Raw genomic sequence first — 18248 nt, forward strand, 5'->3', positions numbered from 1 at the left:
GGACAAAGGAAATTAATAATTGTCAATATAACAATTATTCTTTGAATTACGAATTACGAATTGCGAATTACGAATGTAAAAGCGAAGATTAAAACGAAGATTAAAAGAGATATCTAATAGTTATCTCCTTAAATCTTCGTTTTAATCTTCGCTTTTACATTCGTAATTCGCAATTCGTAATTCGTAATTCAAAGTACGCAAATCCCCCCTGAAAAATTCGCAATCAACCATGCTCTTTGACAAACTGATGTGCTATTTTTGATATGGTGCTATTTGCCGTTGGCGGCATTAAAATAAAAGTTATTCATCCTAAAAATTACAGATTATGAAAGCAAAAAAAATATGGGCCAACTTCAGTGTACGTGATCTGGAACGGACAACAGCGTTTTATCAGCAGCTGGGATTTAAACATAACGGAGCATCGGCGCAGCTGACCAGCTTTTTCTTTGGCGAAGAAAATTTTATCATCCATTTCTTTCTGAAAGATATTCTGGAGCCTGCTATGAAAGGGTCTATCATTGATACCCGCAGCGGGAATGAAATTATTTTCACCTTATCGGTTGATACCAGGGAGGAAGTGAATAACTGGGAGAAAGCCGTGCAGCAGGCCGGAGGTACTATTGTTTCAGCTGCGGAAGAATTCGGGGAAGGTTATTATGGTTTTGTGTTCGCGGATCCTGATGGTCACCGCTTCAATATTTTTCAGATGTAATACCGTTGTTATCCTGCGCTCCTGCTATAAACAGAAAGGGCTGTTCCTGCAGAGAACAGCCGCTTTCCACTTCCAATCAACAGTTGTTTATATTCCGACTACCTTATAATAACCGATGTTACCCTGGTAAGGCCCGCCGGCTTCCAGCAGGGCTGCTTTGCCCGCTGCCTGCGCTTCCCAGGATGTATTATAGTAACCGATCAGCAGATCCGGTGTGCCGTCGGTGTAGGTCAGATAAGCGGCGTAGCCGGCTGCCATCACCACTGCACGTTGCTGTTTAACCGTTGCTGCACTGGCAACGGTAGCGGCGCCCATCATAGCGCATACAAGAAAAAGAAAGGTTTTCTTCATAAGAAAATGGTTGTATAAGTGAAACAATAAAAATTTACCGGTTGTTATTTTACACCTTTTACTACGATCCAGTTGATGCCCGGAGGTTTGCTGGAGCCGGAGAGCGTCAGTCCCATCCAGCCCAGGATACTGGGTGTTACATCTTTCAGGGAAGGCGCTGCCAGTTTGGATGACAGCGGTTCCTGGATCAGGTCCCAGGTGTAGTTGCCTTCAACGGTGAAGTCTTTCCCGGAGGCCGACAGATCCTTAAACTGGTTGCCGCTGCCTTCCATACAGGGCCAGTAGCCTATCAGGTTTTTATAATTGGGATGGCCGGCGTCAATATCAGACCGGTTGGTATAGGCCATCACTACGTCTTCCGGAAGGGCGGTATTCCAGATACGTACATCTGCAATGTACATATCGATGGCATCCTGGAAATTGGTCGGGTTATACCCCAGCGTCAGCGGCGACGGAGAACTTATTCTCGCTGCCCTGACCAGTTTGTCTGATGCTTTGGTTACCCCGTCGATATAGATAGATCCCGTATAGGTGTTACCGTTAGCAGGGTCTGAGCTGTAGGCAATGGTGGCGGTCACCGCGTGGAAATTACCATCATTGATGGCAGAAGAAGTCACTTCAATTTTCTGTGATCCGTCTGCGATAAAAAGCACGATTTTATCTCCGGACCGGAACATGGACCAGCCTACGGTGGAGCCGTATCTGGAAGCACATTTGGTGAGGAACGGCGGCCAGGAAAACTGGTAATTGCCTTTGGGCCCCTTGTTAAAGCGTACCTTGGCTTCGATGGTGATAGAGCGGTTATCAGGGTTATACAGTCCGCCATCGTTGTTCACGGCACGCACGTAGTTCGGGGCATCGCCGAACAGGCGTACACATTTACCTGCCAGCGGCGCACCTATCAGTGCATTGGGCGTAATAACAGGGCTATACATCACCGTGAAGGAATTGCGTTCTTCTCCGGTTCTGCCACCCATTTTGCTGGCAACGCCACCGGAAGTGGATTGTATAATTACCAGCCAGTCTTCCCCGGCTGCTGCCTTACGGGCTTTCAGCCCTTCCAGCAGTTTACCTATCTGCGTATCTACGGAAGTAACGGCAGCGCGGTATACGGCATTATCGCTGAAACCGGCCTGCAGACCGGCTATAGCCGGACTGTTATAGTTTGCTATAAGCACATCCGGATTTGCGGAAGAGAGTTCTTTCAGCACAGCGTCTGTTACACCCTTGTCGCCATCCGACTGCCGCGTGGGGATCACCTTGTCTGCATTGTTGAGTACAAAGTTGGTAAGGTCTTCCCAGGGTGTTACAGCGGTGACTTTGGTATTAAAATCATCTTCTTTCAGATAATAAATAAAGCTGTTATAGTATTTGATTTCAGCATGAGAACCTTCTACTGATTTAGGTATCAGTGTACTGTCGCCGATCTGGTGCTGCTGGTAGGCAACGCCGGTGGCCATGGTAGTCCAGCCGGCAGCAGGCGTGGAAACGGTATCGGTAAGCCCTTCCCAGGTAACAACGCTCTGCGGCGTCAGGCTCATGATCACAGGAGGCTGCATACTTTTAATCAGCTTGCCGGGCGCGCCGTCTATCCCGATGAGCAATACCCTTTTCTTCCTGAGTTTTACGCCGTCTATCAGCTGCCGGGAAGTATCCGAATCGTAGTGCTGCTGCTGTGCTATTTCTTTCCTGCAGGCGCTGATGCCGGCAATTAATCCGGCTGCCAGCAGCAGCCCGATGCTGCGTGTATATCTTGAGAATGATGTCTGCATAAAAATAATTTTAGAAGAATTTAAGCCATAAGCGCCCTTCGGTTTCCCACTCGCTGTTCAGCTGAACATTCAGCCAGTAGGCAATCTGCGCAAATACATCCTTAGTGTGCGGCACAACGGTAGTGCCTTCGTTAGCCTGACAAGGCAGTGTGTAGTTGAGGTAATCCCAGGTGGTGGTATTCTTCAGGCTGAAATTTTTTCCGGTTGCCCCCGGAGCCATATTTTTCAGTGTCGCGCCGGTTTTCTCCTGGCAGGGCCAGTATCCGCTCAGCTGCCGGTAATAAGGATGACTATCCGTGATCTCGTTGGTACAGCTGTATTGTGCGATGACGCCGGCAGGCAGGGAGTCGTTCCAGATACGCACATCATTCATATACATATCCATCGGTTTCGCGATACTCCCGGGAATAAAGCCCATTGTCAGCGGATTGGTGGTGTTGATATCGCCCAGTGCGGAAATATCTTTCCTATTGTTCCTGACACCGTCGGTGTAGGTGGTTACCCATCTTTTACCATCCGTATCCATGGAAATTACCGCGCTGAGGTGATGCCATTTGCCATCGTTAATGTCGGCGCCCTTGCATTGTACCGCCCGCAGCAACGGGGAGCCGAAGTTAATCTGCCAGTAGCTGCCTTCCAGGAAGAAGCACCAGCCGGGCACATAGCCATCGAACGAAGCACGTTTGGACAGAAAGGCCGGATAGTTGGAGGTAAAGCCGCCGGTATAGGTGCGCACTTTCGCTTCAATGGTGTAGTTACCGGAAGCGCCGAAATTATAGGCGCTGTTGTCTGTAAGCACCGCATTCACGGCAGATGCGCCCTGCTCGTACATATGCACGGCGTAGCGTATCATCTGCGGATAGTTGGCCCTGTTCTCTTTCAGATCAGGATTGTAGTACAATGAAAAGCCGTTGCGTTCAAACTCACTACCCCCGCCATAGGATTGCTGAAATCCGCCATGGGTGGACTGTACAATAGTAAGCCAGTTTTCATTGGCATAGTCCGGGCGCGATTTCAGGGCATCCATGATACTGCCGATATAGGCGTCTGCGTTAGTCATGGCGCTGGCATATTCCGGTACCTCTGCATCAAAGCCCTTACTGATACCTGCTTTGTTCACACCGTTGAAATGCACAATAAGCAGATCGGGATTATCTTTCTTCAGCCTGTTTACGGCAGAATCCCGCACGGCAGCATCATCATCTTTCGTCAGAATTTTAACGCCCGCATCCGCGAGTAATGTTTTGTGCAGCTGCGGCCATCCGGAAACAGCCACGCTGTGCAGGTTACGGCCGGCACGCTTCAGCAGCGCCAGGAAAGATACATAACGCGCGCCGCTCTGTGTTTTGGCTGTCAGCGAGCTGTCTGTTATCGTGTGTTTGTTGTTGCCCGTGGCTGTCATGATGGCTGCCCATCCTGCGCCGTCTGTACTGACGGAGTCTGTAACCGCATCAAAGCTGTAGGCGCTGTGCGGCAACATTCCGCTGATGACCGGCAGTGATACCCTGCGCATCTCGCTGCCTTTTAATCCGTCTACTACAATCAGCAACACTTTACTTTTATCTTTAAACTCCGGCTGCTTCGCGATGTCGTCAGGCACCAGCGCTACTTTAGCGCAGGCTGTCGCCATCAGGATCATCGCTGCGGATATTATTTTTACAGATATGCTTCGCATATAAAATAGTTTAGGAAGATGATTACCTGATATCATTTAACCAGATCTGTTCCGTGAGCAGCGGCAGATTGCTGACCTGATCTACGGCAGACGGAGAAACGGCTATACCCCACTGATCAAAAAACGGTTTCAGATTTACGCCGGCATACTTACTTGCATGTACGTAGAAGAAATTTTTCTTTACCTCATTGATGTAGGAAACACGTTGTTCATGACGGGCAGCGGTGCAGATATATCCCATCATACCGTAGCCGTAGCGCTGGAACAGCTGTACAAACGGCACCAGCCGGGAAAATACATCTGACAGCGAACTGAAATTCTTGGGACCGTTGCCTGCCGCAAACGCCAGTGCCGGCGGAACAAAATTCTGTCCGGCATCATAGGTGCGCGGAGGCTTTTTACCATGGCGTGCGGCAATTTTGAATACAAACAGGTTGTTGGATACTTCCGTCAGCGCATCAGCGCCGCTCCAGCTCCACATGGAAGTCATCTGGAAGTTATGTCCTATTTCATGGAATGGCCCCCAGGATGCGCCGGCATTGATTTTGGCGGTATCCAGGAATTCCGGATGCCAGTCCAGGTACGCCATGGCCGGATAACCGCTATGGCCGCTGCCAAGCGAAATCTGTATATCCAGCACAAAACGATGCTGTGTAGCCGGCGCCTGATCTATCGGATCAGCAGGGTTATCTGATAAGCCATACCATTCGTGGTAATCTTTTTCAATCGCTTCATCCCACAGTTTCATCACTGCTTCTGCACTGAAATTTTCCAGCATCCCCAATAGTACCTTGCGGTAAGCGGTAAGTACAAAGCGTTTGCTGCGAAGCTCCACAACGGGCACCTGGGATTTGCGTACGGCTTCCTTCCAGGCTGCGTCGGTGGTTTGTCCCAGTACAAAGTCGGGCGACTTACACACATGGCTGAATGCCAGCGTTACCTTCTTTTTGGAAGGGTTGCCGGGAATGATGTAGATAAGACCGCCGTAGATGTTCCGGATGAAGTTATCGCCCGGCAGCAGCGTTTTTTCTGTGGTAATCAGTCCGGCTCTCAGCTGCGGGAATTTACCGTTCACGTTATCGGTATGCGACCCTACCTGGATGCTGAGGCCTTCTGTGCCTTTGGGTACTACTACCTTTATCAGCTCTCCTGGTGCGGCATACAGGCCGGTGCTCATCCAGAAGCCGGGTGCGGAGGCAATGCGCAGGTTCGGTGATACCAGTTTATAATCCAGATCCAGTTCTACCGGCACATTATAGAGACGCGGCTCTACGGCATTTACCAGGCCGGGAAAACGGCGGGCTTCGGGAAACCCGCTGCTGTCTATCTTAAACATACTGGTATCAATATTCCCTACCCCGGTGGTATCCAGGGTCACCGGTTTATCGTAACCATCGTTAAAATCATATTCCTTGGAACAGGCTAGCAGCACTATCACCAGCAATGATAAACCGAGTGCGGACCTGATGATGGATATTCTCATTGTTCGGATTTTAGTTTTTAATACCTTTTATCTTATTACGGAAACCGGGAAATCCCTGAAAGTGGCGGGCCACCCTTTGCTTTCGAGGCCCCAGCCTGTCTGCACCGGCACCTTCATCCAGTTAATTACTGCCAGCGGAATGTCTACCGTATTCGGCACAAACCTTTCCTGGTTGGCAATCTGCGGATACAGGTAGTTGCTCATATCGCTGAAGGCGGACCAGGCGTACTTTCCTTTGAGATCAAAATTTTTCTTTGATGGACTCTGGTCTGTCAGACGGCTGCCTTCTCCATCAAGACAGCTCCAGTAGCCGATCAGGTTGCCGTAATTGGGATGCTGCCGGTTCACATAGGTTTTTGCAGCCCATCTTTTAATCATTTCATCGGATACTACGGTATTGAATATACGCACATCGGAAGGGTAGAAATCCAGTGTAGACCCGAAGGTGGTCGGGAAGAAACCGATGATGGTTTTCGACGGGGAGATGATGCCGGTGGTAGAAGCCACAGGGGAAGCGATCAGCCGGTCGGTGGTTTTATTTTCCCCATCCACGAAAACGGCCAGTTCATAGGTAGTACCTACCAGCTGAATGGTACCCGTGATGGAATGCCAGTCGCCGTCATTGAGATTCTTCTGTACTCTCACCTGCCGGTTGGTAATGCCGTCAGAAACATAGAATACGATCTGTTCGCCGGAATGGAAGAAAGCCCATCCTGGCGTGCTGCCACTACGGTTATTACATTTTCCGAAGAAGGGCGGATGGGAATAGCTGTAGTTGCCGCTGGCATTCTTTGTCTTCTTAATTTTTATTTCAACGGTCATCTGTCCTTTACCCACATTATAGAGTCCCTGGTCGTCGCATTCTGCGCGCACATAATCACTCTCCGGCCCCCAGAGCCTTACAGCCTTACCTTCATAGGCCACGCGGATATTCTCCGGGCGTGCGATAACCTGGCTTTCAAAGCGTGGATTGAAGAAGAGGGTAAAGGTATTCTGTACGGGATTTGAGAAGGCAGTGCCGTCACTTTCTTCCGGAGCTACCGGCCAGTAGCCGCCATGGCCGGATGTGATAACTACCAGCCAGTTTTCCCTGCCGAAATTTTTGCGTGCGCGGAGGGCGTTGAGTATTTCCCCGATCTTTTTATCTGCTGCGGTGATGGCTGCGGCATATTGCGGGATGCTGACATCATATCCGAATTGCCTGCCGGCTTTCTCCACATCGCCGAATTCCGCCAGTATCACGCCGGCGCTGTCCTGCTGCAATTCACGTTGTACGGCGGCCTGTACGGCATCATCTGTTGTGAATACATTGCTGACATCTGCCTGGCTGCCTATCAGCTGCTGACTAACCTCCGGCGTAGTCATGAAAGCTGCGGCACGCGTAGTAATGCCGCCATCTTTCAGGTATTTGAAAAATACGGGATGATCTTTGGTATTTATATTCGTATAGTCGTTACCGATAACACCGTGTTTATTGCTGCCAACACCGGTGAGCAGGTCGGCCCAGCTGTTACCGGCAGTACCGGTGGTATCGCTGATACCGTTCCAGGTAAATACGGCACTGTCGCGGAGCGCCCATAACACCGGCGGTTTCAGCGCTTTCACGGATTCTCCCCTGGCGCCGTCGATCACCAGGCAGAGCACTTTCGGCGTTCCGGCGGTAATACCGGGATTGTTGGGATACTCCCTGCCATTCAGCGTATCGGCGCTTTCCTTGTTACAGGCGAGCGTCAGCAGTACAGCTGCAGTTCCTATAAGTGAAATAATTTTATTCATACTTGCTTAACTGGTTATGGTGATTGCCTGGATTATTTTTCGATAACGATTCTGAAGATGTTACCCACTGCGGTATTATCAAACGAGGAGACAGTACCTGTGATGAGTATGGCAGGGTCGCCTTCCGCAGAGGTGGTTTCCTGCATCTGGAAAACAAGGCCCTGCAGTCTGCCGGTATTATTATAACCGGCAGCCAGCGAGCCGTCGGGTTGCAGTATCATCAGGCCTTCCCGCGTATAGTTATCATACTGGTTGAAGGTACCTGCCACTGCTATCAACCCGCTCTTCATCTGAAGTGCATAGATAGGAGAACCGCCGCCAACTGTCCTGGCTTTAAAGGTGCTGACCATAGAACCGTCTTCATTCAGCATAGCGAGTCCGTTGCCGGCGACACCGTTAAAAGTGGTGAAAGTGCCTGTCAGCATAATCTTGCGGGTAACAGGATTATAGGTAACCGATGCAATCGCGCCATCTGTAGCGCCGGTACCGGCATTAAAAGAGGGATCTATCCTGCCATTGGCATCCAGGCAAACGATGCTGCCGGCGGCGGTATTGTCAAATTTATTGAACTTGCCCACCAGCAGCAACCTGCCGCCGGGCAGCACAACTCCGTCTGTCAGGCCGCCCTGCGGGCCGCCTTCGCCCTGGTGAGTAGCGAGATTGTAGTGGTAGCTGGAATCCAGGTTACCGTTCACGTCCATGGCCACGATATTGTTCACCCTGCGCAAATCTATGCTGCGTGTGCTTTTGGTGGAGTTGGCATAATAGTATTGCACGTAGTAAAAGAAACTCCCGATAGCGATCACGCGGTTGCCGGTATAAAACAGTTTGCTGATAACGCCGGTAACACCGCCATTAAAAGCGGGGACCGTATCGGTGGCTCTTTCTTCTTCCGTAGGGCCTCCTGCGTGCGGGTCTGTTTCTCCCAGCTGTTCCGGCACTATACGCACGGTGGTGGTATCTATCATCCCGGCAGTATGAATACGGGTGATGCCGTTAATACCTTTCATGCGGCCGTAGCGGTCAAACTGTCCGCCGATCAGGAATTTATTGTCCGGCAGCTGTACCGCGGTACTGATGCTTCCGAAGCGGTATACCGCAGAATCGGTACGGAAGGCATCCACATATTGTCCATGTCTTTCAATCAGGGCAATACCGTTCAGCGGGTTACCTACGCCATTGCTGTTATACAGTTTGAAATTACCGGTAATCAGGTAACGGCTGTCCGAAGTAGGTACGATACCCAGGACCATACCGTCTGCTCCGGTGCCTGCCCGGAAGGTATTGTCGAGCTTCACCTTACCGTTTACGCGGAACAGGGAGGCTGGATACACATCGTTGCCGATATTGATCCAGCCACTGCCGGAACTTGCGCCATCGGGCACTTTTACGGTAACTGTTTTATCTGTGATGCTGATGATCTGTGCTTCTTTACCGGACATATAAAAACGTGCGGTGCCTTTAAAGGGCAGCAGCCCTGTAACCTTGAAGGTGACCTGATCTCCGGCGCTGCCACGTTGCGGGGTGGGCAGTTCATCGCTGAACTGCACCGGCGCATTTTTCTTTGCGCCTGCATACGGGTCCGGATACACGTCTTCTTTCTTATTGCAGCCGGCTGTGATGATGCATGACAACAACAGCAGGCCTATTGTATTTTTTAGCATGATGAGCAGGAATTTAGTGCCCGGAGATTATTTACCGGCGATGCCATATCTCAGACAGAGGTTATAAAATTCATTGATATCGAATCCGAAGTAATGCTGTGTGAATACCAGCACATGCACGGCGCCGTTATCAGGTTCTATGTTTACGGAGGCTACCGGGGCTTTGTACCAGGTAGATAACGGCTGGGAAATATCCGCCTGGTAAGAGATATGCAGCTGCCGGTATCCTACGTATTCCGCACCGCCTTCGTTGCCGTAAACGACACCGAGGTTCATCGGTACACCGTCGTAGGAGCGGACGATCTGGCCGGGGTAGGTTTTGAATTTCAGGAAGTCTACCTGCGGAATATCATTCAGCATCATTTTCCCTTTGAAAACATACCTGGAGAGCAGCTGCCGCCATACTTCGGGATGCACCTGATCGAGGGTTTTAATGGTATCCCTTCCGGTGAGGTACAGTATTTTGTTGAGCAGGTTGACGGAGCTGTCGAAACATGGATTGGCCGGCGCAAAGAAGGTGATGTTTTCCTTACTGAAAACCTGTTCCATTTTTGCGTAGCCGATTACTTTCACCACGTTGCTGAAGTAATCGGGTTTTGATTGCAGGTAGTCCATGACGGAGCCGTTGAATCTGCCTTTGGCAGTGCCGGTGTCCTGGTAATAATCTTTCTTGCAGGCGGATAACAGGATCACCATACAGGTGCATGCTGCCAGCCATAAACGGTATGTGTGTTTCATCATTATCTTTTTTTCAGGTTAACGCCAGTATTCGTTCAGCCGCATCAGCGGATTGTTGACCAGTGCGCTTTCCGTGACAGGCCATGTCCAGGCGCCACGCAGGAACGCTGATTGCGAAATGGGCGCGGTGCAGTAGTTGGAGCTGAGGATGCGGTGCGTACGTACAAGATCGTAGTAGGCATGGCCCTCTCCCATCAGCTCTTTGGCGCGCTCAAAATAGATGGCGTCTTTCAGGTCGGTGGGATTATCCCCGGCATAGGCAGCCGTTTCTGCGCGGGCGCGTATCAGGTTGAGCAGGCGGATAGCTTCTGCAGTATTCCCTAATTCTGCGTTGGCTTCTGATGCCAGCAGGATGGCGTCTGCATAACGGAATACGATGAGGTTACCATCGAAGGCCACATTACTGCCGGTATTGGCGGCGAACTTGCGGAACTCGGCCAGATTGCCTTCCTTGTACATGGTATTGGCATCGAACCATAGGTCCTTGCGTTTGTCGGACACTCCCAGCGGATACAATTTCTCCAGGTGTTTACCTACGTAGTTCACATAGGAATAGCCGCTGCCCTTGCCATGTTCCAGCACGTTATCATTCAGGTACTGATAACCGAGGGCACGCACTTCTCCATAGTTTACATTCTGTGTCAGCTCAAACAACCCTTCCTGGGTACCGCCGCGGAACAGCTGCCGGAATTCGGAAACAGTGAGCAGCCGGTGTGCACCGCCGTTCTGTTCCATCAGTTCCCTGCCCAGGTCGGCGGCGGCTTTATAGTACTTGTCTTTATTCGCCTCGTCAAAGCCCGCATTCCACATATTCATATGCATCATCAGGGCCAGTGCGGTTCCCCTGGTAGGGCGTACTGCCTTCATTTTCGGATCGGGGTACTGCCAGGGCAGATCATCTTTATACTTCGCCATGTCTGCGATGCAGGCATTCAGTACATCGGTGAACTTCGTACGGCCAATAATTTCATTAAAGTAAGGTTTGGTATAATAAGGTACGTCCCCATACAGGCGCACCATCAGGAAATAAACAAAGTTCCTGACCCATACGGCCTCGGCTTTATATCTGCGTTTATCCGTCTGCGTTATTTCCGCATCCGGAATGTCGCCGATACGGTCCAGCAGGATGGCGGAGGATTGTATTACCTTGAAATAAGGGCCCCACTCCGGAATGGTATTGAAATGGAAATACTCATTCCAGGTGACTTCCTTCATCAGACTTTTCAGATCATTATAGATGAGGTAATTATAATAGTAGCGGGAAGGCCAGTAGGTAATGGAGAGCGGCGACTGCCGGTAGAAGCCGCAACGGAACTCTGCTGCCAGGAAGAAAGAGTTGGTGAGCAGTATATCCGCCATTTCACTGTACAGGTTGTTGGTATACTTTTCCGCATCTGTTCTGGTTTGCCAGAAGCTCGCGCCGGACTCTTTAGTGGGCGACTCCGTATTCAGGAATTTCTTACAGCCTGGCATTGTTACGCCCAGCAGTGCCGTCATTCCTATCGCAAAAACTAAACGCTTCATATATCACAGATTAGTTACTTAACATTAATGGTTTTCTTTTCCTAGAACTGTACACTCATACCGAGCGTGATGGTTTTACGCACGGGATAACCGTCGTCGCTGTCTCTTCCCAGCCCTGTTACGTTTTCCGGGTTAGGCCCGCTGTATCTGGTGAACAGGAAAGGATTGGTAACGGTTACGTATGTACGCGCAGAGGTAATGCCCAGGCGTTTGGTTTTGTCCCGCGGGATGTTATACATCAGCGTGATATACTGAATCTTGAAGTAGGAACCGTCTTCTTCAAACAGGGTCTGGTCAACGCGGTAAGGACGTATTTTTCCATAACGTTCATAGTCATACGGATTCGGATACCTGGTACGGTCGCCGTTCTTTACCCAGTAATCGTATTTATCCAGCGGCACTATTGCCTGCGGCCCTTTGGAATCCTTGCCCAGTGGGTCGGAGAGGCTCGCAAAACGCGCCTGTGCGGAGTTGTTGAGGATAGAACGGACAGCGGTATAGGCGGCGGAAATATTCAGGGTCCACTGACCGTACTGCAGGTAGGATGTTAACCCTCCGTTGATGAGCGGCTGTGAGTTACCGGCGTAGATGTAGTCTGCATCGCCGATGATGTAGTTACCGTCGAGATCCACCCAGCGGGGATCTCCGGCTTCCATATAAGTGAATACCTTACCATCCGGGGAGGCAACCATGATAGGTCTGCCGGTAGCCGGATCCGCCTGTACGCTGCCTGGTGTGGCATAGGCATCACGGGTATACAGCAATACATTGGTGAAGGCATTGCGGCCCACACGGTAAAGAATGCTCTGGCGGTTGCTGGAATCATACTTCATATATTCCCGTGCGCCGTAAGGCAGGCGGGTCAGGTAGTCGCGGTTAACGGCGCCGTTGAAGCCTATCGTCCAGCTCCATTTGTTCTGCTGCTGGATAGGGCGGTAAGTGAAGTTCCATTCAAAACCCAGGTTCATCAGCGAAGCCTCGCTGGTCTGCACGGTTTTAAAACCATTGACATCCGGCAGTCTCCATTCCATCACGCTGTTGTCCACCGTTTTCACATACGCGTCGAACTCCATGGTGAGCTTGCCTTTCCACAACCCGAGATCCAGCCCGCCGTTGAGCTGGGTGGTGGATACAGGTTTGAGGTTGGCATTCGGCAGCTTGTCGTAGTCGATACCACTCACGGGCTTATCGTTATACCTTCTGCCATCGCGGTCGGTATAGGTGCCATAGGCATCGAATATGTTGCCCTGCGGCGTTACGTTACGGCCCCAGGAAGCACGGACGGAGCCGTAGTCCAGCCACGTTTTATTTTCCAGGAAGGCTTCCTTGTTGAAGTTCCAGCGCACCCCAACGGAAGGGTTGTTGGCATACGGCGTATTCTTCCCGGCCTGGGAACTACCGTCGCGCCGGAAGGAGAGATCGATCACATATTTCTGTTTGTAGTTGTAGGATGCTGCTCCCGCAATGGATACGCTGCGGAAATCCTTGGCATTATCCAGCACGCCGCCGGCATTAAAGGAACCGCCGGAACCTATCGGGCCTTTGATATCATCGCTGGGCGTACCGCGCTGCCGCAGCATAGTAGCCTGGTAGCCTATCTTATACAGCTCATTGAAAGCAGAGAATGTCAGGTTATGCTTTCCGTTGATAGATTTGAAATAAGATAACCCACTGCGGCTGTAGAGCGTATGATTACGGTCATTGAAAGATTTCACTTCTGCAGAATTCCCTTTGATGGCGGCAGGAATGAAATTATCTTCCGTACCGGTGGTATTCTCAAAGCTGAAAGTAGAAGTAGCATGTAATCCTTTTATCAGCTCATAGTCTATATCCAGGTTGGTTCTGATATTGGCTGTCTTGTTGATATTTTCGTTACGTAAGGCAGCTACCGCGCTGGCCGATGCTGAATAAAATGCCGGAGAAGGCAACAGGGACGACTGTTTGCCCGCTTTACCCACATCAGATTGCGTGATACCGTTTCCGCTACCCTTGCTGTTTTGTCCGAGGCTGGTAGTAATAGCCGCGAATATCCGCAGCCTGTCTGTAGGGCGGTACTGCATGTTGGTGCTCAGGGTATACCGGTTGAAGTCTGTATTCTTCAGGATACCTTTTTCGTTATAGTACCCCAGGTTCGCCTTATAGTTAAAACGGTCGTCGCCGCCGGAAACGCTCACATTATGTGTATGGTTCCAGGTAGGTTTGTAGAACAGTCCCTGCCAGTTGGTAGAGTTGTTGTAGTAGGGATTGAGACTGTCTGCCAGAAAAGGCGTTGCGTTAATGTCTCCCCTGGCCTTGTTGGTGGAATCGGTATAGGTCATCACCTGCCAGATGCGTTGCTGTCTTTCTGCATTCCCCCCCAAAACATTGCGCAGGCGGGGCGGCAGGCTCAGGAAGAAGTTCCCGGAATACTGCACGATAGGTACTTTGGACTTACCGCGTTTAGTATTGATAAGCATAACACCGTATGCGCCCCTGGAACCATATAAAGCCGTTGCCTGCGCATCTTTCAGCACCTGCACGCTTTCAATGTCTTCCGGTGGGATGAGTGATAACGGGTTCAGTCCGGGGCCGGCCTGCTGGAATCCGTACTCATAGTTGGAGTTGGGATCCACGGGCACCCCGTCAATAACGAAGAGCGGCGATGTAGGCGACAGGAAGGAGTTATCCCCGGAGCCGGAGATGCTGAGCGTAGAAAGACCACGCATCTGGATGGTACCGGCATAACCGGGCGCACCGGTATTGTTCTGGATATTCATCCCGGCTACCTTACCCTGCAGGAGTTCCAGCACATTGGATACAGGCACGTTCTGCAGGTCTTTACCGCTGATGACCACCGTAGAGCCGGTAACAGTTTCCTTTGTCTTTTTCTGATAGCCGATGACTACCTGCTCTGTGAGCTTATTCTCTTTAACAACGAGATATACCCGCATCACTTCTCCTGCTTTGGCTTTCATGACCGACGGATTAAAGCCCATCGCCTGAAAGGTAACTTCCGTGCCGGCCGGCACGGTAATGGAAAAAGATCCGTCTCCACCGCTGGCGCCTACCCCTCTGGGCGGCTTCCCGGTGAATATCACGACGCCGGGAACAGGCGATCCGGCGCCTTTTTCATATACAATACCTTTCACCGTTACCATCTCCTGCGCAGCCGCCGCCAGTGAAAGCGACAGCGCCGTGAGCAGCAGGATAAACGGTTTAATGTGATGTTTATACATTAAGGTTTGATTTTATCATTTGATAATGTGGTACTATGATTCGTATAACCCTTTAGGTTAGTTATCCTTAAAATCCGGATTGCGTTTATGGAACCAGAAGACAATCTTCCAGTCGCCGGGCTCATAAATGGCGAAGTCGGTGCCCAGGATAGCAGCGCTTCTGAACTGCCCGTTGACCATGCGGTCGTAGGTGAAGCTCACCATAGCGCGGTTTCCGGCGCCGTTGGTATATCTGGTGGGCCTTACAGAGAGCGGAATGGGATAGGCTACCTCATAGGTTACCGCTTCCGGCGTAAACCTGGCGGTACCAAAATGATGAATCATCTCTTCCCATTTGGTTGTCCGGAACAACTTCGGATCTATGGGCCTGTAAGCCGAATCACGGAATTCAAAAGTGAGGGTATTGCCTTTGGTATCCGGGTTCTTGTAGAATATCATTTTCACCATCATGCTACCCATTGTCTGATCTTCATACATCACCTTGATATTGGATACTACCCTGGGGGTCACCTCTCCGTAAGAGTTACCGGTTACCGGATCAAAGGCATTCGGCTCATAGGGCTGCGGGCGCAGGGGTTTCAGCTCCAGGTTACGCACAATTTTACTGCCGCCGGAGTTGGAAACTTCCACATCAAACTTATAACCGGGATCAGGTTGTTTTTTTATGGCATTGAGGTAGGCAAGATCTTCGGGCCTCCACATCACAAACTGCCCGGAGTGTTCTCTTACTTCAAACAGGCGGCGCTGTTCAATAGTGCGCTTGCGGTCAATCTCTTCCCTGGTTTTTTCCAGGCCGGTATAAGGCTCTTTCCATACCAGCACCGGGAATGTTTTATTGAAGATATCAGCTGCTTCGCCATTGGCGCCGCGCATATTGATGATTTTGAAATTCAGGGGAGAGGTGGAATTATCCTTGTTGAAAATATTGGTACCGGGATCGCCGGGGATAAGGCTGGTACGGCCCAGCACCGGTTCAAACAGCGTCTGCGTATAGGTAGCGGACGGACTGATATAATCCGCGTCTGCCGGAATTTTAACACAGGCTGCGGTAACGCACATCCCTGCACCTGCCAGCACTGCCAATGTCAGATTATTTTTTTTCATAGTTCTGTGGGTTACTTGTTAAACCGGGTGATAAATTCATTAAAGCCAAACTCATGATCCGGGCTGAGGATATGCAACACGCCGTTTCTGACGTAGGTATCCATTGCCATTGTATTGCTGCGTACCCATTTGTTGATGTAAAAGGAAAATTTAGTATCGCTGTAGATGATGTATTTCGGACCATCTGTTTCAAAGCCGGAAGCGGATTGTGTAAACAGTTGCAGGTTCATTTCATTGTTGTACTTGATGGCGTTGAACAGGCGGCCGTCAGGATATTGCCGGAGGCTGTCCGTACCGAATACGCCGGGGATCACATAGCGGCAGAACAGCGTATCCAGGTTCTCCCGGTTGAGGGAAGCCAGTGATACCGGCGGCAGCTGCTGCTTTTCCCGCAGCACGTTGAGATTACGCAGGGCTACGGCAACGCTGGCATTGGTAAAACCGAAAACCGTCAGCTGCGTATTGGAGAATACGCGCTGTAATCCCAGGCGGTCGATGATGGCCACCATGGAGTCGTACTGACCTTTCTGGCTTTTCAGGTAATCGTACATGCTGGCGTCCGACTGTGCGGCGCGGCGCTCATATTCGTGGTAACCTCCATCCTTCTGGCAGGCCGTCAGCAGGAGCACAGCCATTGTCAGGGAGAACAGTATTCCGGTGAAAGAATGTCTTATTTGCATGGCGGTAATTATTTTAACCAATAGGAATTTTGTATAAGTCTGGAGTTGGCGGAGAGCACTTCATCCGCGAGCGGCCAGTAGATTCCGCCATTGTTCAGCAAGGGTGTCAGCGCACTCCTGCCGGGTTTCAGACGGGCATAGCGGATCTGGTCGTACCAGCGCCATCCCTCTCCCATCAGCTCTCGGCGGCGCTCTGCGAAGATTTCATCTATCAGATCCTTGTTCTTCATATCTACATTGATGATACCCCTGCTTTTCATATTGTTGACCAGCAGCAGGGAGGCTTCGGAAGTATTGTTGGTAACGGCGGCCGCTTCTGCGCGCAGCAGCGCTATTTCTTCCATCCGGCTGAACATCATGGTGGCGTTATACATTCTGAATACGCCCTTGTCTGCCTTTCCGTCTTCAATCACCTTGATCTTGGTAAATACCGGTATGGTGCTGTTGAAGCTGGAGAAGTAATATTCATTCAGCGGATAACCGGTGAGCAGGCTGATACTGAAGCGTTCGTCGCCGGGGCGGTCGAAGTATTGCAGGATAGAGTCACGCGGGATGTACATGACCGGCAAAGTATTACGGGTAATGGGTTTGGCCAGTGTATACTCCTGCAGATGACCTGCCGTAATTCCCTCTCCTCTTTCATAGTCAAAGGAGAAATTGAGTATCTGGCTGGGGCCCATCCTGGCGAAGAAGCCGCTGTCGCTGGCGCAGAGGTCTTTGGTATTGGTGAAGGTTGCATCCGTAGTGGTATAGTTATCCATGATAAACTGTGTATAGGATAACACATCCGGATAGCGTTGCTGCCATGCGGCGATATGTGCCAGTACTGCGTAGGCGCTTACCTTATTTACGAGCGTACCTTTCCAGAAACCGTATCCCTGTGCGTAGTAGGCGCCGCCTACCTGCGGGTCATTGGCATCATATTTAAAAGGCAGGTCTTTGGCTGCTTCTATCAGCTCCTTTTCTGCAAACTGCAGCACCGTCGTCTGCGGAGAGCGGGCAAACTGCGGGAACTGGCCGTCGAAGGAGGAAACAATCAGGGGTACATCTCCCCATACACGGGTGATATAAAAATAGAGGAAAGCGCGTAAAGCCCTTGCCTGCGCGATATCCAGCCGGTTATTGGCGGCAGTGTAGTAGGCATCTTTCTGCAGAATCTCTCCTGACCTTTCAATAAACAGGTTAGCCGCATTGATGGCGGCATAAAACCTGCGCCAGTTCTTCAGGGACTGCAGCTGCGGAAATGCCACATTCAGTTCGTTGTTCACGAGCGCTTTCATTTCTGCGCGGGAAACTGCCTGGAAGTCGCCCTTCCTGAATTCTCCGTACATCCAGAAGGCGGCATTGTCAGTAAGCGCGGCGCGGGTAAGGCCATACACGCCCATCAGCGCACTGCGGGCATCCTGTATGGAAGACCAGTAGTTCTTTTCAGTTACCAGCCTGGTAGACCTTACATCCAGCATTTTATTGCAGGAAAGTACAGCTGCCGCCATCACCAGTACCAGGGCTGTTTTCTTTAATGAACCCATCATATTTTTCATGCTTGTGAAATGA

13 protein-coding genes are annotated in these 18248 nt (G+C 50.7%); 1 reads left to right on the forward strand and 12 read right to left on the reverse strand.

The window, feature by feature from the left end:
• Nucleotides 1-325 precede the first annotated feature (325 nt).
• Entirely contained in the window at nt 326-712 is a 387-nt protein-coding gene (locus GWG06_RS29260) for a VOC family protein (RefSeq protein ID WP_160718029.1), read from the forward strand.
• Nucleotides 713-799: 87 nt separating this feature from the next.
• On the opposite strand, the gene GWG06_RS29265 is transcribed toward GWG06_RS29260, so the two are convergent.
• The 12 genes from GWG06_RS29265 to GWG06_RS29320 are packed head-to-tail and all read right to left on the reverse strand — an operon-like array spanning nt 800 to nt 18226.
• The gene (locus GWG06_RS29265) at nt 800-1063 is read right to left on the reverse strand and encodes a hypothetical protein (RefSeq protein ID WP_160718030.1); all 264 of its coding nucleotides are present in this window, start codon (nt 1061-1063) and stop codon (nt 800-802) included.
• A 44-nt stretch (nt 1064-1107) separates the two neighbouring features.
• On the reverse strand, nt 1108-2835 hold the full coding sequence (locus tag GWG06_RS29270; protein ID WP_160718031.1) for a LamG-like jellyroll fold domain-containing protein: 1728 nt from the start codon (nt 2833-2835) through the stop codon (nt 1108-1110).
• A 10-nt stretch (nt 2836-2845) separates the two neighbouring features.
• Nucleotides 2846-4510 carry a LamG-like jellyroll fold domain-containing protein gene (locus GWG06_RS29275; protein WP_160718032.1) on the reverse strand — a complete coding sequence of 555 codons (1665 nt, stop codon included), beginning with the start codon at nt 4508-4510 and terminating at the stop codon, nt 2846-2848.
• Nucleotides 4511-4532: 22 nt separating this feature from the next.
• Nucleotides 4533-5993: a M60 family metallopeptidase gene (locus tag GWG06_RS29280; protein ID WP_160718033.1), complete on the reverse strand. Its 1461-nt coding sequence runs from the start codon at nt 5991-5993 to the stop codon at nt 4533-4535.
• Nucleotides 5994-6020: 27 nt separating this feature from the next.
• Nucleotides 6021-7769 (reverse strand): DUF4983 domain-containing protein, encoded by a 1749-nt coding sequence (locus GWG06_RS29285; protein WP_127040444.1) that lies wholly within the window; start codon nt 7767-7769, stop codon nt 6021-6023.
• Nucleotides 7770-7801: 32 nt separating this feature from the next.
• On the reverse strand, nt 7802-9433 hold the full coding sequence (locus GWG06_RS29290; RefSeq protein WP_160718034.1) for a DUF5008 domain-containing protein: 1632 nt from the start codon (nt 9431-9433) through the stop codon (nt 7802-7804).
• 27 nt (nt 9434-9460) lie between these two features.
• Nucleotides 9461-10171 (reverse strand): fasciclin domain-containing protein, encoded by a 711-nt coding sequence (locus GWG06_RS29295; protein WP_160718035.1) that lies wholly within the window; start codon nt 10169-10171, stop codon nt 9461-9463.
• A gap of 18 nt (nt 10172-10189) precedes the next feature.
• Nucleotides 10190-11695 (reverse strand): RagB/SusD family nutrient uptake outer membrane protein, encoded by a 1506-nt coding sequence (locus tag GWG06_RS29300; RefSeq protein WP_160718036.1) that lies wholly within the window; start codon nt 11693-11695, stop codon nt 10190-10192.
• A gap of 41 nt (nt 11696-11736) precedes the next feature.
• On the reverse strand, nt 11737-14910 hold the full coding sequence (locus GWG06_RS29305) for a SusC/RagA family TonB-linked outer membrane protein (protein WP_160718037.1): 3174 nt from the start codon (nt 14908-14910) through the stop codon (nt 11737-11739).
• A 57-nt stretch (nt 14911-14967) separates the two neighbouring features.
• Complete coding sequence (locus GWG06_RS29310; protein ID WP_160718038.1) at nt 14968-16014, reverse strand: DUF5007 domain-containing protein; 1047 nt, start codon at nt 16012-16014, stop codon at nt 14968-14970.
• A gap of 11 nt (nt 16015-16025) precedes the next feature.
• On the reverse strand, nt 16026-16694 hold the full coding sequence (locus tag GWG06_RS29315) for a hypothetical protein (protein WP_127040462.1): 669 nt from the start codon (nt 16692-16694) through the stop codon (nt 16026-16028).
• Nucleotides 16695-16702: 8 nt separating this feature from the next.
• On the reverse strand, nt 16703-18226 hold the full coding sequence (locus GWG06_RS29320; RefSeq protein ID WP_235938593.1) for a RagB/SusD family nutrient uptake outer membrane protein: 1524 nt from the start codon (nt 18224-18226) through the stop codon (nt 16703-16705).
• Between the last annotated feature and the right edge of the window lie 22 nt (nt 18227-18248).

Source organism: Chitinophaga solisilvae (assembly GCF_009928525.1).
GTDB lineage: Bacteria > Bacteroidota > Bacteroidia > Chitinophagales > Chitinophagaceae > Chitinophaga > Chitinophaga solisilvae.

Coding starts and splice junctions, on each gene's coding strand:
- GWG06_RS29285 (WP_127040444.1), bottom strand. CDS start 7,769: ATGAATAAAATTATTTCACTTATAGGAACTGCAGCTGTACTGCTGACG.
- GWG06_RS29280 (WP_160718033.1), bottom strand. CDS start 5,993: ATGAGAATATCCATCATCAGGTCCGCACTCGGTTTATCATTGCTGGTG.
- GWG06_RS29305 (WP_160718037.1), bottom strand. CDS start 14,910: ATGTATAAACATCACATTAAACCGTTTATCCTGCTGCTCACGGCGCTG.
- GWG06_RS29315 (WP_127040462.1), bottom strand. CDS start 16,694: ATGCAAATAAGACATTCTTTCACCGGAATACTGTTCTCCCTGACAATG.
- GWG06_RS29270 (WP_160718031.1), bottom strand. CDS start 2,835: ATGCAGACATCATTCTCAAGATATACACGCAGCATCGGGCTGCTGCTG.
- GWG06_RS29275 (WP_160718032.1), bottom strand. CDS start 4,510: ATGCGAAGCATATCTGTAAAAATAATATCCGCAGCGATGATCCTGATG.
- GWG06_RS29320 (WP_235938593.1), bottom strand. CDS start 18,226: ATGATGGGTTCATTAAAGAAAACAGCCCTGGTACTGGTGATGGCGGCA.
- GWG06_RS29290 (WP_160718034.1), bottom strand. CDS start 9,433: ATGCTAAAAAATACAATAGGCCTGCTGTTGTTGTCATGCATCATCACA.
- GWG06_RS29295 (WP_160718035.1), bottom strand. CDS start 10,171: ATGAAACACACATACCGTTTATGGCTGGCAGCATGCACCTGTATGGTG.
- GWG06_RS29300 (WP_160718036.1), bottom strand. CDS start 11,695: ATGAAGCGTTTAGTTTTTGCGATAGGAATGACGGCACTGCTGGGCGTA.
- GWG06_RS29265 (WP_160718030.1), bottom strand. CDS start 1,063: ATGAAGAAAACCTTTCTTTTTCTTGTATGCGCTATGATGGGCGCCGCT.
- GWG06_RS29310 (WP_160718038.1), bottom strand. CDS start 16,014: ATGAAAAAAAATAATCTGACATTGGCAGTGCTGGCAGGTGCAGGGATG.
- GWG06_RS29260 (WP_160718029.1), top strand. CDS start 326: ATGAAAGCAAAAAAAATATGGGCCAACTTCAGTGTACGTGATCTGGAA.